The sequence below is a fragment of the Qipengyuania triglochinis genome (assembly GCF_054655615.1).
Window position 1 is genome coordinate 110,126 of sequence record NZ_BAAHND010000004.1, and the last position, 16,100, is coordinate 126,225.

At 59.0% G+C, this 16,100-nt stretch carries 15 protein-coding genes; 8 read left to right on the forward strand and 7 right to left on the reverse strand.

Translation table 11 applies throughout. The features are described from left to right. Positions 1-45 precede the first annotated feature (45 nt). Entirely contained in the window at positions 46-1,317 is a 1,272-nt protein-coding gene (locus tag ACYQ0G_RS13675; protein ID WP_460103632.1) for a metal-dependent hydrolase family protein, read from the reverse strand. 122 nt (positions 1,318-1,439) lie between these two features. Here ACYQ0G_RS13675 and ACYQ0G_RS13680 point away from each other — a divergent pair, with 122 nt between their 5' ends. Continuing rightward, a complete protein-coding gene (locus ACYQ0G_RS13680) occupies positions 1,440-3,497 on the forward strand; it encodes a S9 family peptidase (RefSeq protein ID WP_460103635.1) in 2,058 nt (685 codons plus the stop codon). A gap of 53 nt (positions 3,498-3,550) precedes the next feature. Here the strand turns inward: ACYQ0G_RS13680 and ACYQ0G_RS13685 are convergent, their stop codons facing one another. Both ACYQ0G_RS13685 and ACYQ0G_RS13690 read right to left on the reverse strand, forming a co-directional pair. Further along, positions 3,551-4,144 carry a DUF2585 domain-containing protein gene (locus ACYQ0G_RS13685; RefSeq protein WP_460103638.1) on the reverse strand — a complete coding sequence of 198 codons (594 nt, stop codon included), beginning with the start codon at positions 4,142-4,144 and terminating at the stop codon, positions 3,551-3,553. Positions 4,145-4,201: 57 nt separating this feature from the next. Beyond that, positions 4,202-5,083, reverse strand: a complete 882-nt coding sequence (locus ACYQ0G_RS13690; protein ID WP_460103640.1) for a MipA/OmpV family protein — start codon at positions 5,081-5,083, stop codon at positions 4,202-4,204. 113 nt (positions 5,084-5,196) lie between these two features. Between ACYQ0G_RS13690 and crtY the strand changes: the two genes are divergently transcribed. From crtY to ACYQ0G_RS13720, 6 genes are all read left to right on the forward strand, one after another. Then, entirely contained in the window at positions 5,197-6,378 is a 1,182-nt protein-coding gene (gene crtY / locus ACYQ0G_RS13695) for a lycopene beta-cyclase CrtY (RefSeq protein ID WP_460103642.1), read from the forward strand. A gap of 2 nt (positions 6,379-6,380) precedes the next feature. After that, on the forward strand, positions 6,381-7,937 hold the full coding sequence (locus tag ACYQ0G_RS13700) for a phytoene desaturase (RefSeq protein ID WP_460103645.1): 1,557 nt from the start codon (positions 6,381-6,383) through the stop codon (positions 7,935-7,937). Then, the gene (locus ACYQ0G_RS13705; RefSeq protein WP_460103647.1) at positions 7,934-8,515 is read left to right on the forward strand and encodes an LOG family protein; all 582 of its coding nucleotides are present in this window, start codon (positions 7,934-7,936) and stop codon (positions 8,513-8,515) included. Before ACYQ0G_RS13700 ends, ACYQ0G_RS13705 begins: the two co-directional genes overlap by 4 nt. Before the next feature lie 80 nt (positions 8,516-8,595). Beyond that, the gene (locus ACYQ0G_RS13710; RefSeq protein ID WP_460103650.1) at positions 8,596-9,531 is read left to right on the forward strand and encodes a phytoene/squalene synthase family protein; all 936 of its coding nucleotides are present in this window, start codon (positions 8,596-8,598) and stop codon (positions 9,529-9,531) included. Beyond that, complete coding sequence (locus ACYQ0G_RS13715; protein WP_460103653.1) at positions 9,528-10,058, forward strand: hypothetical protein; 531 nt, start codon at positions 9,528-9,530, stop codon at positions 10,056-10,058. The genes ACYQ0G_RS13710 and ACYQ0G_RS13715 overlap by 4 nt, the downstream gene beginning before the upstream one ends. Positions 10,059-10,096: 38 nt before the next feature. Next, positions 10,097-11,968 (forward strand): acetyl/propionyl/methylcrotonyl-CoA carboxylase subunit alpha, encoded by a 1,872-nt coding sequence (locus ACYQ0G_RS13720; protein WP_460103655.1) that lies wholly within the window; start codon positions 10,097-10,099, stop codon positions 11,966-11,968. 10 nt (positions 11,969-11,978) lie between these two features. Here ACYQ0G_RS13720 and ACYQ0G_RS13725 read toward each other — a convergent pair whose 3' ends face one another. Further along, a complete protein-coding gene (locus ACYQ0G_RS13725) occupies positions 11,979-13,238 on the reverse strand; it encodes a multidrug effflux MFS transporter (protein ID WP_460103771.1) in 1,260 nt (419 codons plus the stop codon). A gap of 65 nt (positions 13,239-13,303) precedes the next feature. On the opposite strand from ACYQ0G_RS13725, the gene dinB reads away from it, so the two are divergent. Further along, positions 13,304-14,419, forward strand: a complete 1,116-nt coding sequence (dinB, locus tag ACYQ0G_RS13730) for a DNA polymerase IV (RefSeq protein WP_460103658.1) — start codon at positions 13,304-13,306, stop codon at positions 14,417-14,419. Here the strand turns inward: dinB and ACYQ0G_RS13735 are convergent. The 3 genes from ACYQ0G_RS13735 to ACYQ0G_RS13745 all read right to left on the reverse strand — a co-directional run bounded on the left by ACYQ0G_RS13735 (position 14,416) and on the right by ACYQ0G_RS13745 (position 16,029). Continuing rightward, on the reverse strand, positions 14,416-14,817 hold the full coding sequence (locus ACYQ0G_RS13735; RefSeq protein ID WP_460103661.1) for an NUDIX domain-containing protein: 402 nt from the start codon (positions 14,815-14,817) through the stop codon (positions 14,416-14,418). The two genes, dinB and ACYQ0G_RS13735, sit on opposite strands and share 4 nt — an antisense overlap. Positions 14,818-14,873: 56 nt before the next feature. After that, positions 14,874-15,494, reverse strand: coding sequence for a 6-phosphogluconolactonase (locus ACYQ0G_RS13740; protein WP_460103664.1), 621 nt, complete (start codon positions 15,492-15,494; stop codon positions 14,874-14,876). A 73-nt stretch (positions 15,495-15,567) separates the two neighbouring features. Beyond that, the gene (locus ACYQ0G_RS13745) at positions 15,568-16,029 is read right to left on the reverse strand and encodes a Dps family protein (RefSeq protein WP_460103667.1); all 462 of its coding nucleotides are present in this window, start codon (positions 16,027-16,029) and stop codon (positions 15,568-15,570) included. Between the last annotated feature and the right edge of the window lie 71 nt (positions 16,030-16,100).

The following is a 16,100-nucleotide window of genomic DNA, read 5'->3' on the forward strand; positions in this document are numbered from 1 at the left end:
ACCGTGCGCCGACCGCCGCGCCATGCCCTTCGACCAACGACCGCGTTAATTTGCGATGCGACCGCGCACCATGACCCAGTCGACATTTTCGAGCACGGAGACATCGTCCAGCGGATTACCGCCAACTGCGATCATGTCAGCCGAATAACCGGGCGCGATACGGCCTATTTCGTTCTCCATATGCATTACCTTGGCCGCGTTCGTGGTCGCTGTGGCAAGTGCATCGCGATTGCTCATGCCCTGCCCCACCATCAGCGCGAATTCGCCAGCGTTGCGGCCATGTTCGAAGACGCCTGCATCGGTGCCGAAAGCGATCGGCACGCCCCATTGATAGGCCCTGCCCATGAACACCCGCGCAATCTCGGCCACGTCGCGGATCTTCGTTTCGACCGTAGGTGTATACACGCCCTGCCCCAGCCGCTCCGTCACGCCTTGGAAAGCCATCAGGGTGGGTACCAATACGGTTCCGTTTTCCTTCATCGCCTCGGCGGCAGCTTCGTCGAGATAGGTGGCATGCTCGATCGTATCGATGCCCGCCCTCGCGGCCGCCTCGATCCCGCGCGCACCATGGGCATGGGCCATGACATCGAGCCCGAGCGAGTGGGCCGTGTCGGCAATGCTCTTCATCTCGGCATCGGAGAAATGCGCTTCCAGCCCTCTACCCTGCTGGCTGAGGACGCCGCCGGTTGCCGTGATCTTGATGACATCCGCACCGTTCTGGCTGGCGCGGCGGACCTTTTCCGCACATTCGACCGGGCCGGTGCAGCTATAGCCGCTCGACAGGATCGCATTGATTTCCGGCTTGAAACCCGAAACGTCTCCATGACCGCCCACGATGGCGAGCGGCGGGCCTGCGGCGATGATGCGCGGCCCCTGGATCAGGCCCTCCGCAGTTCCGCGGCGCAGCGAATATGCCGTATGCTGCGCGCTGCCGGCCTCCCGCACCGTGGTGAAACCAGCTTTCAGCGTTTTTTCGGCATTCTTCACGCCGACCACCACGCCCCATTCATCGGGCTCCACCGCCTCGCGCCAGAAATCGCCGCCGGGGTCTCCGGTCAGATGGACGTGGAGATCGATCAGCCCGGGAAGCAGGGTCTTTCCTTCCAGATTGACCACGGTCGCGTTGTCAGGAGCCTCCACCCAGCCTCTCTCTACGCTCACGATGCGACCGTCGGTAATGGTCACGGTGCCGCGTTCAATGGGCGTGGCGGCAGGATCGGTGATGATCCGGCCCGCGTGGACGATGGTCGTCTCTGCCGAAACAAGGCCCGCACTGGCGAGCATGGTGGCAACAAGGCCCAAGGTAAGTGCGCGCATCAAATCTCTCCTCCTGTCTGGCGCGGTGATGCCCCTTCACCCTGTCGCCCACAAGCCCCGGTTTGCCCTTTATGCCTGGCTCGTTATGAAAGCGCCCGCAATTCAACTGGAGAGGATCGCACATGAAACTTCGCCCTATCGCCATCGCCGCTACCTTGCTGGCAGGCACCTCCATGGCGGCTACCGCCCACGCGCGCTCAATGACGCCGGAAGATGTCGCCAAGCTGGAAAGTGTCGGGACCATTGCAGTTTCGCCCGATGGCAGCCGCATCGCCTACACCACGGCAAGCCTGCCGGACATCACCGATGGCGATAAGAATGGCAGCTTCGCTCAGCAGCTCAAAATGGCCTATGCGCCGATGAACGCGCGGGACTTTCTGCCCGATGACATCAGCGTTTCGGGTATCGCCTTTTCCCCCGACGGCCGCATGGTCAGCTTTGTGTGGGCAGACGAAGGTGAAGACCGCGCCGTCTGGGGACTACCCGTCGATGGCGGTGCGCAGCGCAAGCTGGCAGCAGTCGAGGATGCCAACGTGCGCTCCTACGCCTGGGCACCCGATGGTTCGCGTATCTGGATGCTTGCCTCCGCCGAGAAGGACGAAGCACGCGAGAAGGAAGCAGAAGCTGGCTTCAACGCCATCGTCTATGAGGAAGAAGCTCGCTTGAACCGCCTGTTTTCCGCCAGCGTGGGAGAGGAAGTGGATGCAGAACCGGAGGCGGTGACCATCCCCGGTTACGTAAGCGGCTTCCGCATAGCGCCGGGCGGCAAGATCGCCGTGGTCGACAGCGCGCCCACGCCGCAGATCGACGATGCCTATACTGCCAAGCGCGCGCATGTCCTGGAACTTGATAGCGGCAAGGTTCTGCGCGTTGTCGAAACGCCCGGCAAGCTTGGCGATATCGAAGTGTCACCCGACGGCCGCCAGCTTTCGATGATCGCAGGTGTGGACATGAACGATCCCGCCGATACCACGCTGCATCTGGTCGATGTGGCGACCGGCACCTATCGCGCGCTGAATGCCGGTGCGCCGGAAGCCGCAGTCGATGCCGAATGGCTCGCCGATGGACGGCTTGCCGCGGTGATCCACAAGGGCGCACAAAGCGCACTGCGCATATACAACGCCGATGGCACCGTGGCCGAAGAACACGATGGCGGGTCGCTGATCCTGTCCAGCGTGGAGGCTGGCGGCAACACGCTGGCAGTCGAAGCCAGCAGTCGGATGCACCCGACAGAGCTCTTCGTCTGGAACAACGGCAGTTTCAATCGGTGGACGCAGCACAATTCATGGCTGTCCGAAATCGACTTTGGCAAGCAGCGCACCTACCGCTACACTGCGCGTGACGGGCAGGAAGTCGAAGGCGTTCTGATCGAACCGGTCGGTGGCGCTCCGCGTGGCGGCGCCCCGTTGATACTGAGCGTGCATGGCGGTCCGGAAGCGCATGACAGCAATGGCTGGATCACCGGTTATTCCTCACCCGGACAAGTCGCCGCGGGCGAAGGCTATGCCGTGTTCCTCCCGAACTATCGCGGATCGACCGGCTATGGCACGGCATTTTCCAAGCAGCATACGGGGAATTATACCGATCCGGAATTCACGGATCTGGTCGATGCGAAACGCGCGCTGGTCGCAGAAGGCATCGCCGATCCCGATCGCACAGGCGTGACCGGCGGTTCCTATGGCGGCTATGCAACAGCATGGTCTTCCACCGCTCTGTCCGACGAATTCGCCGCGGGCGTGATGTTCGTCGGGATTTCGAACCAGATTTCAAAGTTCGGCACGACCGACATTCCCTATGAAATGTACAATGTGCATTCTGGCAAATGGCCATGGGACGATTGGCAGGGCATGCTCGAAGTGAGCCCGATCTATCACGTCGACAAGGCCAATACGCCGCTGTTGATCATGCACGGCGAAGAGGATACGCGCGTGTCGCCCAGCCAAAGCTATGAACTTTATCGCTCGCTCAAGGTGCGCAAGCCCGATATGCCTGTGCGCCTCGTGCTGTATCCGGGCGAAGGCCACGGCAATTCCAAGGCGGCCGCCCGCTATGATTACAACTTACGGATGATGCGCTGGTTCGACACCTATCTGAAGACCGGCGATCGGGACGCACCGCTGCCCGACAGCCGACCGGACTTGCCGGACGGCACAACCGGGGCAGAGAAAGACGAAGACTGACTGATGGAAAGGGCGGCCCACTGGTCGCCCTTTCCTTACAGACCGGGTTTATCTCAGCCTAGCGCCTGCCATTCGCGGATCGCCTCGATCGGCCAGAACAGCATCACGACATTGAGCGTGAGATTGTCGCGAATGATCCAGAGCGTCAGCAATTCGGACAGAACTGCAATTGCGACACTGACTTTCCAGGGCAGGCGAAAGGCGATCAGGAACCCGGCCATCATCCAGCCGATATCGGCCATGGAATTGACGATACTGTCGCCGACATAGCCGAAGCTGACCGTCACTTCGCGGTAGCGGTCGATGATCATGGGTGTGTTCTCGACCACCTCCCAGACGGCTTCGACAAAGACGGCGATCGGCAAAGCCCATTTCGCCAGCCGTCCGCCGAACAGACCCCATCTGACCCACAGCAGCCAAGCGAAGAAATACATGATCAGCCCGTGGATGAAGTGGCTTGGGCTGTACCAGTCGGTGATATGCTGGCTGTTACCCGAAGACTGCACCACGCCATGCCACAGCTTGATTTCGCCACAGGTGCAGATGAGCGGGCGATCCATCGCCAGTAGGATAGCGAGTGTTGCCGCCAGCAGCATAGCCGTGGCGATCCACGCGCGCCGGGATGGAGAAAGCGGGTTCCTTGTCATTGCGCCATGACTGCGCCAGCCGCAGCACGCCGACAAGGGACCCGGCTGTTCTTTCCGCTAGAAAGTGTACCCTACACCAAGCGCGACCAGATACTGATCGTTATTCCCGCGAATACTGGTGAACGGGGTATCGGCAGCGTCATTCACTAGCTTGGTCCAGCCAGCGATACCAACCAGCGAGAGACCGCCATCGGTAATATCGCCGCTCAGATCGTGGGCCAGCAGCAGGTTAAAACCGTAGCTTTGCATTCCGCCTTCGGCATCGAAGCCCGGAAGCACATCTTCAGCTGGCAAGGCAGCATTGGTAGCGGGAACCGAATAGTAATAATCGGCGAAGTCATCGTCCACGAAGCTGGTGCTGAACGACAGCGAGGCTGCCGTCGCGCGGCTGACCGGCGTAAAATAGGTCACCGACGGGCTGATCGTGCGCCCGTCATGGGCACCGGCAACATCCCAGGTCGCGTCGAGCGTGAAGCTCAGGCTGTCGAAGGGGTTGAGCACTTGCGGGAATTTGACCCCAACCGAACCGCCCACTTCGACAGCGCGATCGAGTTCGCCATAGGCCGCAACCACATCGTCATTGATGTCATCGGCATCGACACGGTCATTGCGCAGGCGCACCATCGGACCAGCAGAGAAGGAGACGCCTTCCGCGGCATCGGGTACGAGGTCCAGCGCAAGGCCAGCGGGACGTGGATTGATGTCGATCCCCCAGACGGAACCCTGGACGATGGGCAAGACGTTCACATTGTAATCGTCGCTACCCGAATAGCTCGGATTGTAACCGACGCCGACGCCGACGCTGAGAAAGTCGCCGTCGAAAACCGTGGCTTCTTCTCCTGTGGGCAGCGGATCCGAGACATCGGTCTGCTGGGCGAAGGCAGGAGTGGCCAGCGCACAGGTAGCAGCGGCGGCGAGCGCAGGCGCGAAACGAATCATTCGATTTTCCCTCATTTTATTCTTTGCGGGTGCAGGAATGCCTTATCTAGGACGCGTTCAGTAATAGAAAAGGTCATTGCCGCCAATGCCTGCGCCTTCTAACCCGTTTTTCGATGCAGTCTGAGAGAATTGACCTTGCCATAGTCGGCGGCGGGCTTGCCGGCGGTCTGATCGCCCTGGCTGTACACAATGCCGCGCCGCATCTTTCGGTTGGCCTGTTCGAGGCAGGCGACAGCTTCGGCGGCAATCACCGCTGGAGCTGGTTCGAAGGAGATCTGGATGACCGCGGTGCCGCACTCATGCAGCCGTTCCGCAAAATGCAGTGGACCGGCGGTAACGAGGTCCGCTTTCCGGCCTACAGCCGAAGTCTCGAAAGCGAATATCGCTCGCTCGACAGCCGCGATTTCGACGTAACCCTGCGGCGCGCACTGCCTCAATCGGCCATCCGCACCGGTACGAAGGTGGAAAGTCTCGGTGCCAAAAGACTGACACTTTCAAGCGGTGAGCAAATTCCAGTCGGAATGGTGATTGATTGCCGCGACGCCCTGCCGAGCGAGCATCTTACCGGGGGCTGGCAGGTTTTCCTCGGTCAAAACCTTCGCACTAACCGTCCCCACGGGATCGAGCGGCCGGTCATCATGGATGCAACCGTAAAGCAGCCAGGCGCATATCGTTTCGTCTATCTGCTGCCGCTGGCTGACCATGAAATATTCGTGGAGGATACCTATTACGCCGACAGTCCGTCGCTTGATGCTCCACTTCTGCGCGAACGCATAGCCGGCTATTCCGCAAGTCAGGGGTGGAACGCGGAAGTCCTGCACGAAGAGACCGGCGTGCTGCCGGTGATTACCGGCGGTGATTTGTCAGCCTATCGCGCGTCGATCAATATGCCGGGCGTTGCCTTGGCAGGCGCGCGCGGTGGCTTCGTTCATCCCCTGACCAGTTACACGCTCCCGATCGCGGTGGAGAACGCGCTGGCCATAGCCGAGGCCGCCCGCACGGATCTGTCACTCCTGCCCAAATTCGTAGCGGACCGGGCCAAGGCGCATTGGGGCCGTACGTCCTATTACCGCTTGCTCGGCAAGATGCTGTTCCAAGCGGCGGAGCCGGAGGAACGATACCGGGTGTTCGAGCGCTTTTACCGATTACCCGAACCCCTAATCGAACGCTTCTACGCCGCCCGCTCAACCCCGCTAGACAAGATGCGCATCCTCACCGGAAAACCGCCCGTGCCCATCTTCAGCGCCATGAAGGCGCTGCTTGGCAAGGGCGCTCCGCTCGTCCAAGGAAAGTGACCATGAACGCCCAGACGCCGTATCCTCCGGTCGCAACCGATCTCCCCGAGACGCCAACCGTTCCAGAATTGACTGGCAAGACTGCCTGCGTGATCGGATCGGGGTTCGGCGGACTTGCACTGGCCATCCGCCTGCAATCGGCCGGGATCGCCACCACTGTAATCGAAGGACGGGATAAACCGGGCGGGCGCGCCTATTACTGGGAGCGTGACGGTTTCACCTTCGATGCGGGGCCGACCGTCATCACCGATCCCGACTGCCTGCGGGAACTCTGGGCGCTGACAGGTCATGACATGGCTCAGGATATCGAGATCATGCCCGTAATGCCGTTCTACCGGCTCAATTGGCCTGATGGCACGAATTTCGATTACTCCAATGACGAAGAACAGCTTTTCAGCGAAATCGCCGAACTCAATCCGGCGGATGTCGCCGGTTATCAGCGCTTTCTGGAATATGCCGAAGGCGTTTACGAGGAAGGCTACGTCAAGTTGGGCCATGTGCCATTCCTCGACTTCAAGTCCATGATGAAGGCCGCCCCCGCCCTCGCCAAGAAACAGGCATGGCGCAGCGTCTATTCCATGGTGTCGAGCTTTGTCGAAAACGAGAAACTGCGCGAGGCGCTGAGCTTTCATACCCTGCTCGTTGGCGGCAATCCGATGAAGACCAGCAGCATCTACGCGCTCATTCACAAGCTGGAAAAGGATGGCGGCGTGTGGTGGGCCAGAGGTGGCACCAACCGCCTGATCGCTGCGATGGTAACGCATTTCGAACGGATTGGCGGCACGATCCGTGTCGGTGATCCTGTAGTCCAGGTCCACACGCTCGGCAACAAGGCCAGCGAAGTGGAAACGCAGTCCGGCCTCAAGCAGCGGTTCGACGCCGTCGCCAGCAATGCCGACATCATGCACAGCTACAAGGACCTTCTGGCGGGCACCAAGCGCGGCGCGAGCTATTCGAAATCTCTCGCGCGCAAGAAGTTCTCGCCCAGCCTGTTCGTTGTGCATTTCGGTATCGAGGGAACCTGGCCGGGTATCCCCCATCACATGATCCTGTTCGGCCCCCGCTACAAAGGTTTGCTGGAAGACATCTACGATCACGGCGTCCTGCCGGAGGATTTCTCGATCTATCTCCACCACCCCAGCGTAACCGATCCCGGCGTGGCACCCGAAGGAATGAGCACATTCTATGCGCTTGTTCCCGTTGCCCATATGGGCAAACTGGCGATCGACTGGGACGAAATGGGGCCGATCCTCGAAAAGCGTATTCTCGACGAGATAGAGCGCCGCCTGATCCCCGATTTGCATGGACGCATAAAGACGAAGTTCCATTATGCGCCGAGCAATTTCGCCGCCGATCTCAACGCGCACAAAGGCAGCGCCTTCAGTCTCGAGCCGCTGCTGACACAGAGCGCGTTTTTCCGCGGGCACAACCGTGATGACGTGCTGGACAATTTCTACCTCGTCGGGGCAGGTACGCATCCAGGCGCAGGTATCCCCGGTGTGGTCGGGAGCGCGAAGGCAACCGCAGGATTAATGGTCGAGGATTTGGTTCAGGCATGAAGCGTTTGGCAGTCTATTGCGGATCGGCAACGCCCGACGACCCGCGGTATATCGAACTGGCCCGGGAAGTGGGTGCCGGTCTTGCCGCCCGCGGAACAGGGGTGGTTTACGGTGGCGGCCGACTGGGTCTGATGGGTGCCGTTGCGTCCGGCGCGCTTGACGCAGGCGGCGAAGTGATCGGCATTATTCCCGATGCGCTGGCCAGTAGCGAAGTCGCCAATCACGACTGCACCGAATTGCATACCGTCGGCGGCATGCACGAACGTAAACAGAAGTTCACCGATCTGTCGGATGGTTTCATCACGATTCCCGGCGGCGTAGGCACCATGGATGAATTGTGGGAAGCCATCAGCTGGGCACAATTGGGGTATCACACCAAACCGGTCGGATTGCTCAACGCCTTCGGCTTCTACGATCATCTTATCGCCTTCAACCGGCACATGGCCGAGGTCGGTTTCGTACGCCCAGCCCATCAGGGGATCATGCTGGCCGCAGACACGTTAAGTGCGTTGCTCGACAAAATGGAAAGCTATGAGCCGCATACTCCGATCTTCAAGATGAAGGCAGCCGACCTCTGAACAAGCCACGCCCCCTTACGACCCAGAACCTGCGCCCCACCTACACCAAGGCCGGTGGCGGACGGGACCGGCATGCATTGGTGGGAAAGGCACTGGAGTCGATCGAAGTCGGCTCACACAGCTTTTCCGCAGCCTCCAAACTTTTCGACAAGACCACGCGGGAACGTAGCTGGCTATTATATGCCTGGTGCCGCCGCTGTGACGATATTGCGGATAATCAGGAAAAAGGCGGACCGTTGGGCGATCAAGGGACGCCCAAGGACGCAGAAGATCGCATTCAGGCAATTCGTGTGCTCACGCGCCGCGCGCTGGAAGAACAGCCTACAGCGGATTTCGCCTTCGATGCTTTCGGCCTCGTGGCCAAGGAATGCAATCTCAACTACGAGATGGCGAACGACGTGATCACTGGTTTCGCGATGGACGCCACCGGCTTTGCCCCGACAAACGAACGGGACATGATGCGGTATTGTTATCATGTCGCGGGTGCTGTCGGGATTATGATGGCGCACATCATGGGTGTTCGCCCGGACGACGGAGAAACGCTGGACAGAGCCAACGACCTTGGCCTCGCTTTCCAGATCGCCAATATCAGCCGCGATGTGGTGGAAGATGCTGCTGCAGGGCGTGTGTACATTCCATCCGAATGGCTCGCGGAAGCAGGGCTGACACCGGGCGAGCACGCCAAGCCGGAAAACCGCTTCGTTCTCGCCAGCATCATGCCTCGCATGATCGCACTGATGCAGAAACACGAAGATGCTGCGCGCCTCGGCGCGAAGATGCTGCCTTTCCGCTCGCGCTGGGCAGTGTTGGCTGCTGCGAACATCTACGGCGCAATCGGACGCAAGGTGCTCGACCGGGGGCAGAAGGCCTGGGACACGCGCACTCGCGTAAACGGACTGGAAAAAACATGGCACGTCGCCACAGCGTTTTTTCAGGCATTGCGTAACGATCCCTCAGGGCCGATCGACCCGATTATCTGGTCTCGGCATGATTATCGTCCATTGGCAGGGTGGTGAAACGTCGCTCGAGCATAAGCATCGGTCAGTTTGCGCTACTTATCGCACTGGCCGTCGGAATGCATCTGCTGCACGAACTTTCACATGCGCTGACCGCCGTCGTTTTTGGTGAACATGGCTCGATGGGAACGAATACTGTTCGCTACGATAACGGGATCGGAACTACTGCTTTAATATGGGTAACCGCCGCCGGACCGATCGTGACAGTACTTCTCGCACTGCTCGCTTTCAGCTGGCGGAGCAAACTCGGCACCAGCGTCCTATTTATCGCTTTCGCGCAAAGAGCGATGGCTGCGGGCATGAGCCTGAACCATGCGAATGACGAAGCTCGCCTCTCGCAACTGCTTGGTCTGGGTTATTGGACGCTTTTCGCTGTCACGGTCACATTGACCGCGACTTTGTTTATCATCCGCTTTCGAGAGCGAAAGCTTGGCTCGAAATGGCTTGTCGTCAATTGGCTGGCATTTAGCATCGGGATTACGCTGATGGTCTTTGCAGATAACGTGCTTCCTCGCTGGCAATTCTGAGTCTGGACCGCTCGCCCTTGCGCGGCTAGCGCATTCGTATGATCACGAAACTGCTCATCGCCAACCGCGGCGAGATCGCCTGCCGCATCATCCGTACCGCGCGCGAAATGGGGATCGCGACTGTTGCGGTCTATTCCAATGCCGATGCGAAGGCGCTGCATGTGCGCAGTGCCGACGAAGCTGTGCATATCGGCCCCTCGCCCGCTACGGAAAGTTATCTTGTGGGCGATAAGATTATCGCGGCTGCCAAGCAGACAGGTGCTCAAGCGATACACCCCGGTTACGGCTTCCTGTCGGAGAACGCCGACTTTGCGCAGGCCGTGAAGGACGCCGGACTGATCTGGGTCGGGGCGCCACCTGCCTCGATCCGCGCGATGGGTTTGAAGGATGCCGCAAAGAAATTGATGCGCAAAGCCGGCGTGCCGGTAACTCCCGGTTATGATGGCGATGACCAGAGCGCTGACCGCCTGAAACAGGAAGCCGATGCGATCGGTTATCCGATACTGATCAAGGCTGTGGCTGGCGGCGGCGGTAAAGGAATGCGCAAGGTAGACGCCGAGAGCGAGTTCTTGTCCTCACTGGAATCCTGCCGCCGCGAGGCAAAAGCCAGCTTCGGCAACGACGACGTAATCCTCGAAAAATGGATCACCTCGCCTCGCCATATCGAAGTGCAAGTCTTCGGCGACAGCCACGGCAATGTCGTTCACCTGTTCGAACGGGACTGTTCGCTTCAACGCCGGCACCAGAAGGTGATCGAGGAGGCACCGGCTCCGGGCATGGATGAAGCGACGCGGGAGGAAATCTGCGCCGCCGCCGTACGCGCTGCGAAGGCTGTCGATTACGAGGGCGCGGGCACGATCGAATTCATCGCCGATGCCAGCGAAGGCCTGCGCGCAGACCGCATCTTCTTCATGGAAATGAACACCCGTCTGCAAGTGGAACACCCGGTAACGGAAGAAATAACCGGCGTCGACTTGGTCGAGTGGCAGTTGCTGGTGGCGAGTGGGCAGCCGATACCGATAAAGCAGGAAGACCTTTTTATCGATGGTCATTCGATCGAGGCGCGTCTTTATGCCGAAGATCCTTCGAGCGGATTTCTACCTTCAACCGGTCCGCTCGAACATTTCGATCTGGGCATCGAAGGTCGGATCGAGACGGGTGTCGAGGAAGGCGACAAAATCTCGCCCTTCTACGATCCCATGGTCGCCAAACTCGTCGTCTGGGGAGAAACACGCGGCGAAGCAATTGATCAGCTTGCGGAAATGGCCGAGAGCGTCGAAATCTGGCCCGTTAAGACCAATGCGGCATTCATTGCTAATTGTCTGCGCGAAGACGATTTCGAAGATGCAAAACTGGACACCGACTTCATCGCATCGAAGATGGACAGGCTGGTTTCATCGGACACCGCAGACGATACTGTTTGGCAAAGTGCAGCAGACTTCATCGCGCTCGCGGAAAGCGAAGAACACGACGATCTGCCTGTCGGCCTTCGTCTCAACGCTCCGGGCGTATTTGCCACCACGCTTCATCATAAGGGTGAAACGCGCACAGTATCAGCGGCGCAAGCGGGCGACGATGTGACGATGACTGGCTTCGTCGACCCTGCTCGAGCCGTGGTCTTCGCTGACGGCCAGAGTTTCGTTTTCGATCGCCAGTCGCGTGGCTCGGGAGCAGCAGCTGCTGGCGATGGCGCAATTCTCGCCCCCATGCCTGGCAAGGTGATTACAGTGGATGTTGCCGAAGGTGAGAGCGTGACTGCCGGTCAGCGGCTCATGGTCCTCGAAGCCATGAAGATGGAGCATGCGCTTACTGCGCCTTTCGACGGTACCGTGACAGAGTTGTTAGCCAGTGAAGGCGGACAGGTTCAGGTTGAGGCAGTATTGGCGGTCGTCGAACCTAACGAAGAGTAGTTGCCAAACTTCAGTCTTCCAGCTTTTCGCCGAACAATTCGCCGCGTTCACTAAACAGGACGAATGCAAGACTGAGCACAGCGGTGCATAGCAGGGCAAGCGCCAGCGGGCGTGCGGTTCCATCATAGACGTAACCAATGAACGAGCCGAGCGCTGCACCGCTGGTCAGGCGGAGAAAGCCTTGCGCGCTCGATGCGGCGCCGGCGATCTTGTGGAACGGCTGAAGCGCAATACTGCCGAAATTTGCGCCGATAAAGCCAAGGAGGCTCATATTGGCAGCCATAAGCGGCACAAAGGTCCACAGCGTTTCATCCGGCTGACTGGCGAAATAAAGCTGAGCAATAGCCACGGCAATGAAAGCGAAGAGGCCGGCATGGCTTACCTTGCGCGCGCCGAAGCGCTCGACAATGCGACTGTTCGACCAATTGGCGATCGCCATGCAGCCTGCACAAATTGCGAAGATCATGGGGAAGCGATCGCCGGCGCCGAAGGCCTCGCCAATCAGCTGCTGACTCGAGTTGATGAACCCGAACAATCCACCGAAGACAAGTGCGCTGCCGAGCGTATAGCCGATTGTCTCACGAAGTGTCACCGCACTTGCCATGTTTCGCAGGATAGTTGGCAGGTGGATTTCCTGTTTGTCCTCCTGGTGCAGCGTTTCCGGTAGACGGAAATATACCCACAGCGTCATTATCGTGCCTGCGAGCGCCATTGCCCCGAAAATCCAGCGCCAATCGCCCATCGCAGCGAGAACAGCCTGCCCGATCGTCGGCGCAACGGCGGGGACAAGGAGAAAAATCACGAAGATGAGGCTCATCATACGCGCCATTTTGTCACCGCCGACCCGGTCGCGAATAATGGCAGGAGGAAGAGCAATAATGCCGGCAGCAAAGAAACCCTGCGCAGCGCGCAAGATCACCAGCATGTCGAAACTGGTTGCCAGTGCACATCCGATCGAAAACACGATGTAGCAGGCGAGTGCGACGAAAAGCACCGGCCTCCTGCCGTAACGGTCGGCAAAAGCGCCAGGAACGAGGGTCCCGAAGCCAGCCGCCAGCAGATACGCCCCGACAACGAATTGACGACTGTTTCCTGTCGCGCCCAGATCACCGGCCAATGCATCGAGAGCGGGGAGAATGGCGTCGATCCCGAAGGCGTTGCAGGCCATGAGTAGAGCCATCATCCAGATAAGCTCGCGCTCGCCTACCGCCGGGCGCTTCGCATTCTCGGGAAGCGGCCGTTCGCCGCTGGCTAGGTGATCGTTTCGCATCTGCACAAAATGGCGCGTGGACCACAAGGTTCCGATTTGCAACCCGGCAGACTATCTAGGTCCTGATGATCGAGCCTGACGACACGGAAGACGCCGAAGCCGACGGCCTAAGAAAGATCATCCACGTCGATATGGATGCGTTCTTCGCGAGTGTCGAACAGCGGGATAATCCGGACCTGCGAGGGAAGCCGGTTGCCGTAGGCGGGTCGAGCGGGCGCGGGGTAGTAGCGGCGGCCAGCTATGAAGCGCGCAAGTTCGGTGTCAAAAGCGCGATGCCGAGCGTCACCGCCAAACGGCTTTGTCCGGACCTTATCTTCTGTAAGTCGCGCTTCGACGTCTATCGGGAGGTCAGCCAGCAGATCAGGGCGATCTTCCGGCATCACACCGATCTGTTAGAACCTCTCAGCCTCGACGAAGCATATCTGGATGTAACGGAAGACAAGCTCGGCATTGGGAGCGCTACTCGCGTCGCGGAGCTCATCCGCCAGGAGATTAAAGCCAAAACCAAGCTGACAGCCAGCGCGGGTGTCAGTTACAACAAATTTCTCGCCAAGTTAGCCAGCGACCAGAACAAGCCTGACGGATTGTGCGTCATCCGTCCAGGCCAGGGTGCGGAGTTTGTCCAATCCCTCCCCGTCCGCAGGTTTCATGGAGTAGGCCCCAAGGCGGAGGAAAAGATGACACGGCTGGGCATTGCATCGGGAGCAGATTTAGCGGCTAAGGACATAGAGTGGCTGCGCGCTCATTTCGGCAGTTTCGCCGATTATCTTTATCGTGCGGCGCGCGGCATCGACCTGCGTCCCGTCCGATCCAGCCGCATTCGCAAGTCGGTTGGCGGCGAAAGAACGTTCAGTCGAGACCTGTCTTCTGGAAACGAGCTACGCGAGACCTTGGACGACATCATCGAGATCGTCTGGGGTTATATCGAGCGGGCTGACGCGAAGGGACGGACCGTAACGCTCAAGATGAAATATACGGACTTCCAAATCTTCAGCAGGGCGAAAACGGTTGAACAGCCAATCGCAGACAGGAAGCAGTTCGAAACACTTGCGAAGTCGCTGCTCGAAGAAGTCCTGCCATTGCCCATGCCGATACGGCTGATGGGCTTGACGCTGTCAAAGCTCGAGCGCGGCGGCGATGATGAGCCGAAGAGACCGGATGCGCAGCTTTCGCTGCTCTAGGACTTGCGCGCCTGCCACATCTGCAAGCGCTGCTGCGTGATACGGCTGAGCGGCTGCGGTAGCGAATGAGTAGGGAAAAACCGGGCGTCGATCACCTCGCGGCCATCCGGTTCGGGCATGTCGTGTACCACGCCTTCGAAAAGATATCCCTTATGTTCTCCGCCGGAGATAGTCTCCTCAACCGAGCCGACGAGCCTTAGCCCTTCTATTTCGCATCCGGTTTCTTCACGCAACTCACGGCGTGCTGCCGATTCCGGATCTTCGCCGCTAGCGATACCACCACCAGGGAAGAACCATTCCTTCGGGCCGTAGCTATGCCGCACCAACAGGACCTGTCCTTCGAAATCCTTACCGATGACCATCACCCCATCGCGCGCTTTTCCGGTAGCTTTGCGCAATCGATTCCGCAGCCGATATGCGGTGCGAAGAGCGAGGCGATGCAGTGGGGCTGGGATCAGGTGAAGCATGTGACCGGTTGTTTAGCGCCCGAAAGCAACCTCGCAACCGGCAAATTGTGTTTCTGCCCCACGGCTTCGTCGAACACTTGGCGCTTGTCCTCGCCGCGAATGACGAAGATAATCTCATCGCTGTTCAAAAGGGCCGGCAGGGTCAGACTGATACGGTCGAAGGGCGCTTCGGGAGGCAGTGGATCTGGCGTAAGCCGAATGATGCGCCGGTCCTCCTCCAGTTTGGGGTCCGTGTTGGGAAATAGCGAAGCGATGTGGCCATCAGCGCCCATGCCCAGCCAGGCGAGATCGAAGTGAGGAACCTGCTCCATAACGGTAAGCGTCATGACTTCGGCCCCGACGGGTTCGAAAAGCGCGCGCAGCTTACCGGTATTCGAGGCTTCGTGATCTTCCGGCACAATCCTGTCATCGCCGGGCCATACCACCAAGCGAGACCAGTCTAAGTTCGCGAGAAGCAATTGCTCGATTATGGGAAAAGGGGTCGATCCACCCGGGACCGTGATGATTACTGGACCATCTTTCGCCGACAGCGCTGAGTCCAATCTCGATTCGAGCCACTGAGCGATCTGAGAGGTATCGGCGTTTTCAATAGTTCTGATGTCAGTCATGAGCCTACCGAATACAAAAAACCCGCCCACGGCAAGGCCGATAGGCGGGTGAATTGCTATGCGTCAGCAAAGGTTACTTGGTGGTCTGATTCAGAAACCAAATGCGCTCTTCACACTGATCGATCCAGTCGTCGACAATACCGCTGGTGGCGTTGTCGCCCACGGCTTCAGCTTCTTCCTTCACGGTTTCGAGGCGATCGTGAAGTTTACGATTGTCGTCACGAAGCTCGGCCACCATTGCATCAGCAGAGATTGTTACATCATCCTGATCCTTAATTCTGGTTTCCGAGGCCACCGTGCCGATCGAAGTCAACGTGTACTCGTCATTCTTGCGAACACGCTCACCTATATTATCGACGGTGCTGATAAGCTGGGCGGCTTGCTCGTCGAACAGCAGGTGAAGGTCCCGAAAACGGGGGCCTGCCACGTGCCAATGAAAATTTTTCGTCTTGAAATAAAGCGCGACTGTATCCGCCAAGGCACCATTAAGTGCCGTCACAAGACCTGCTTTTGCGTTGTTACCGAGTTCGGTCATTAATTTCCTCCGAGTGTATCTTCATAACCCTAACGGGAAACTTGCCCGCAGGTTTCTTAGAGACTGGGAGA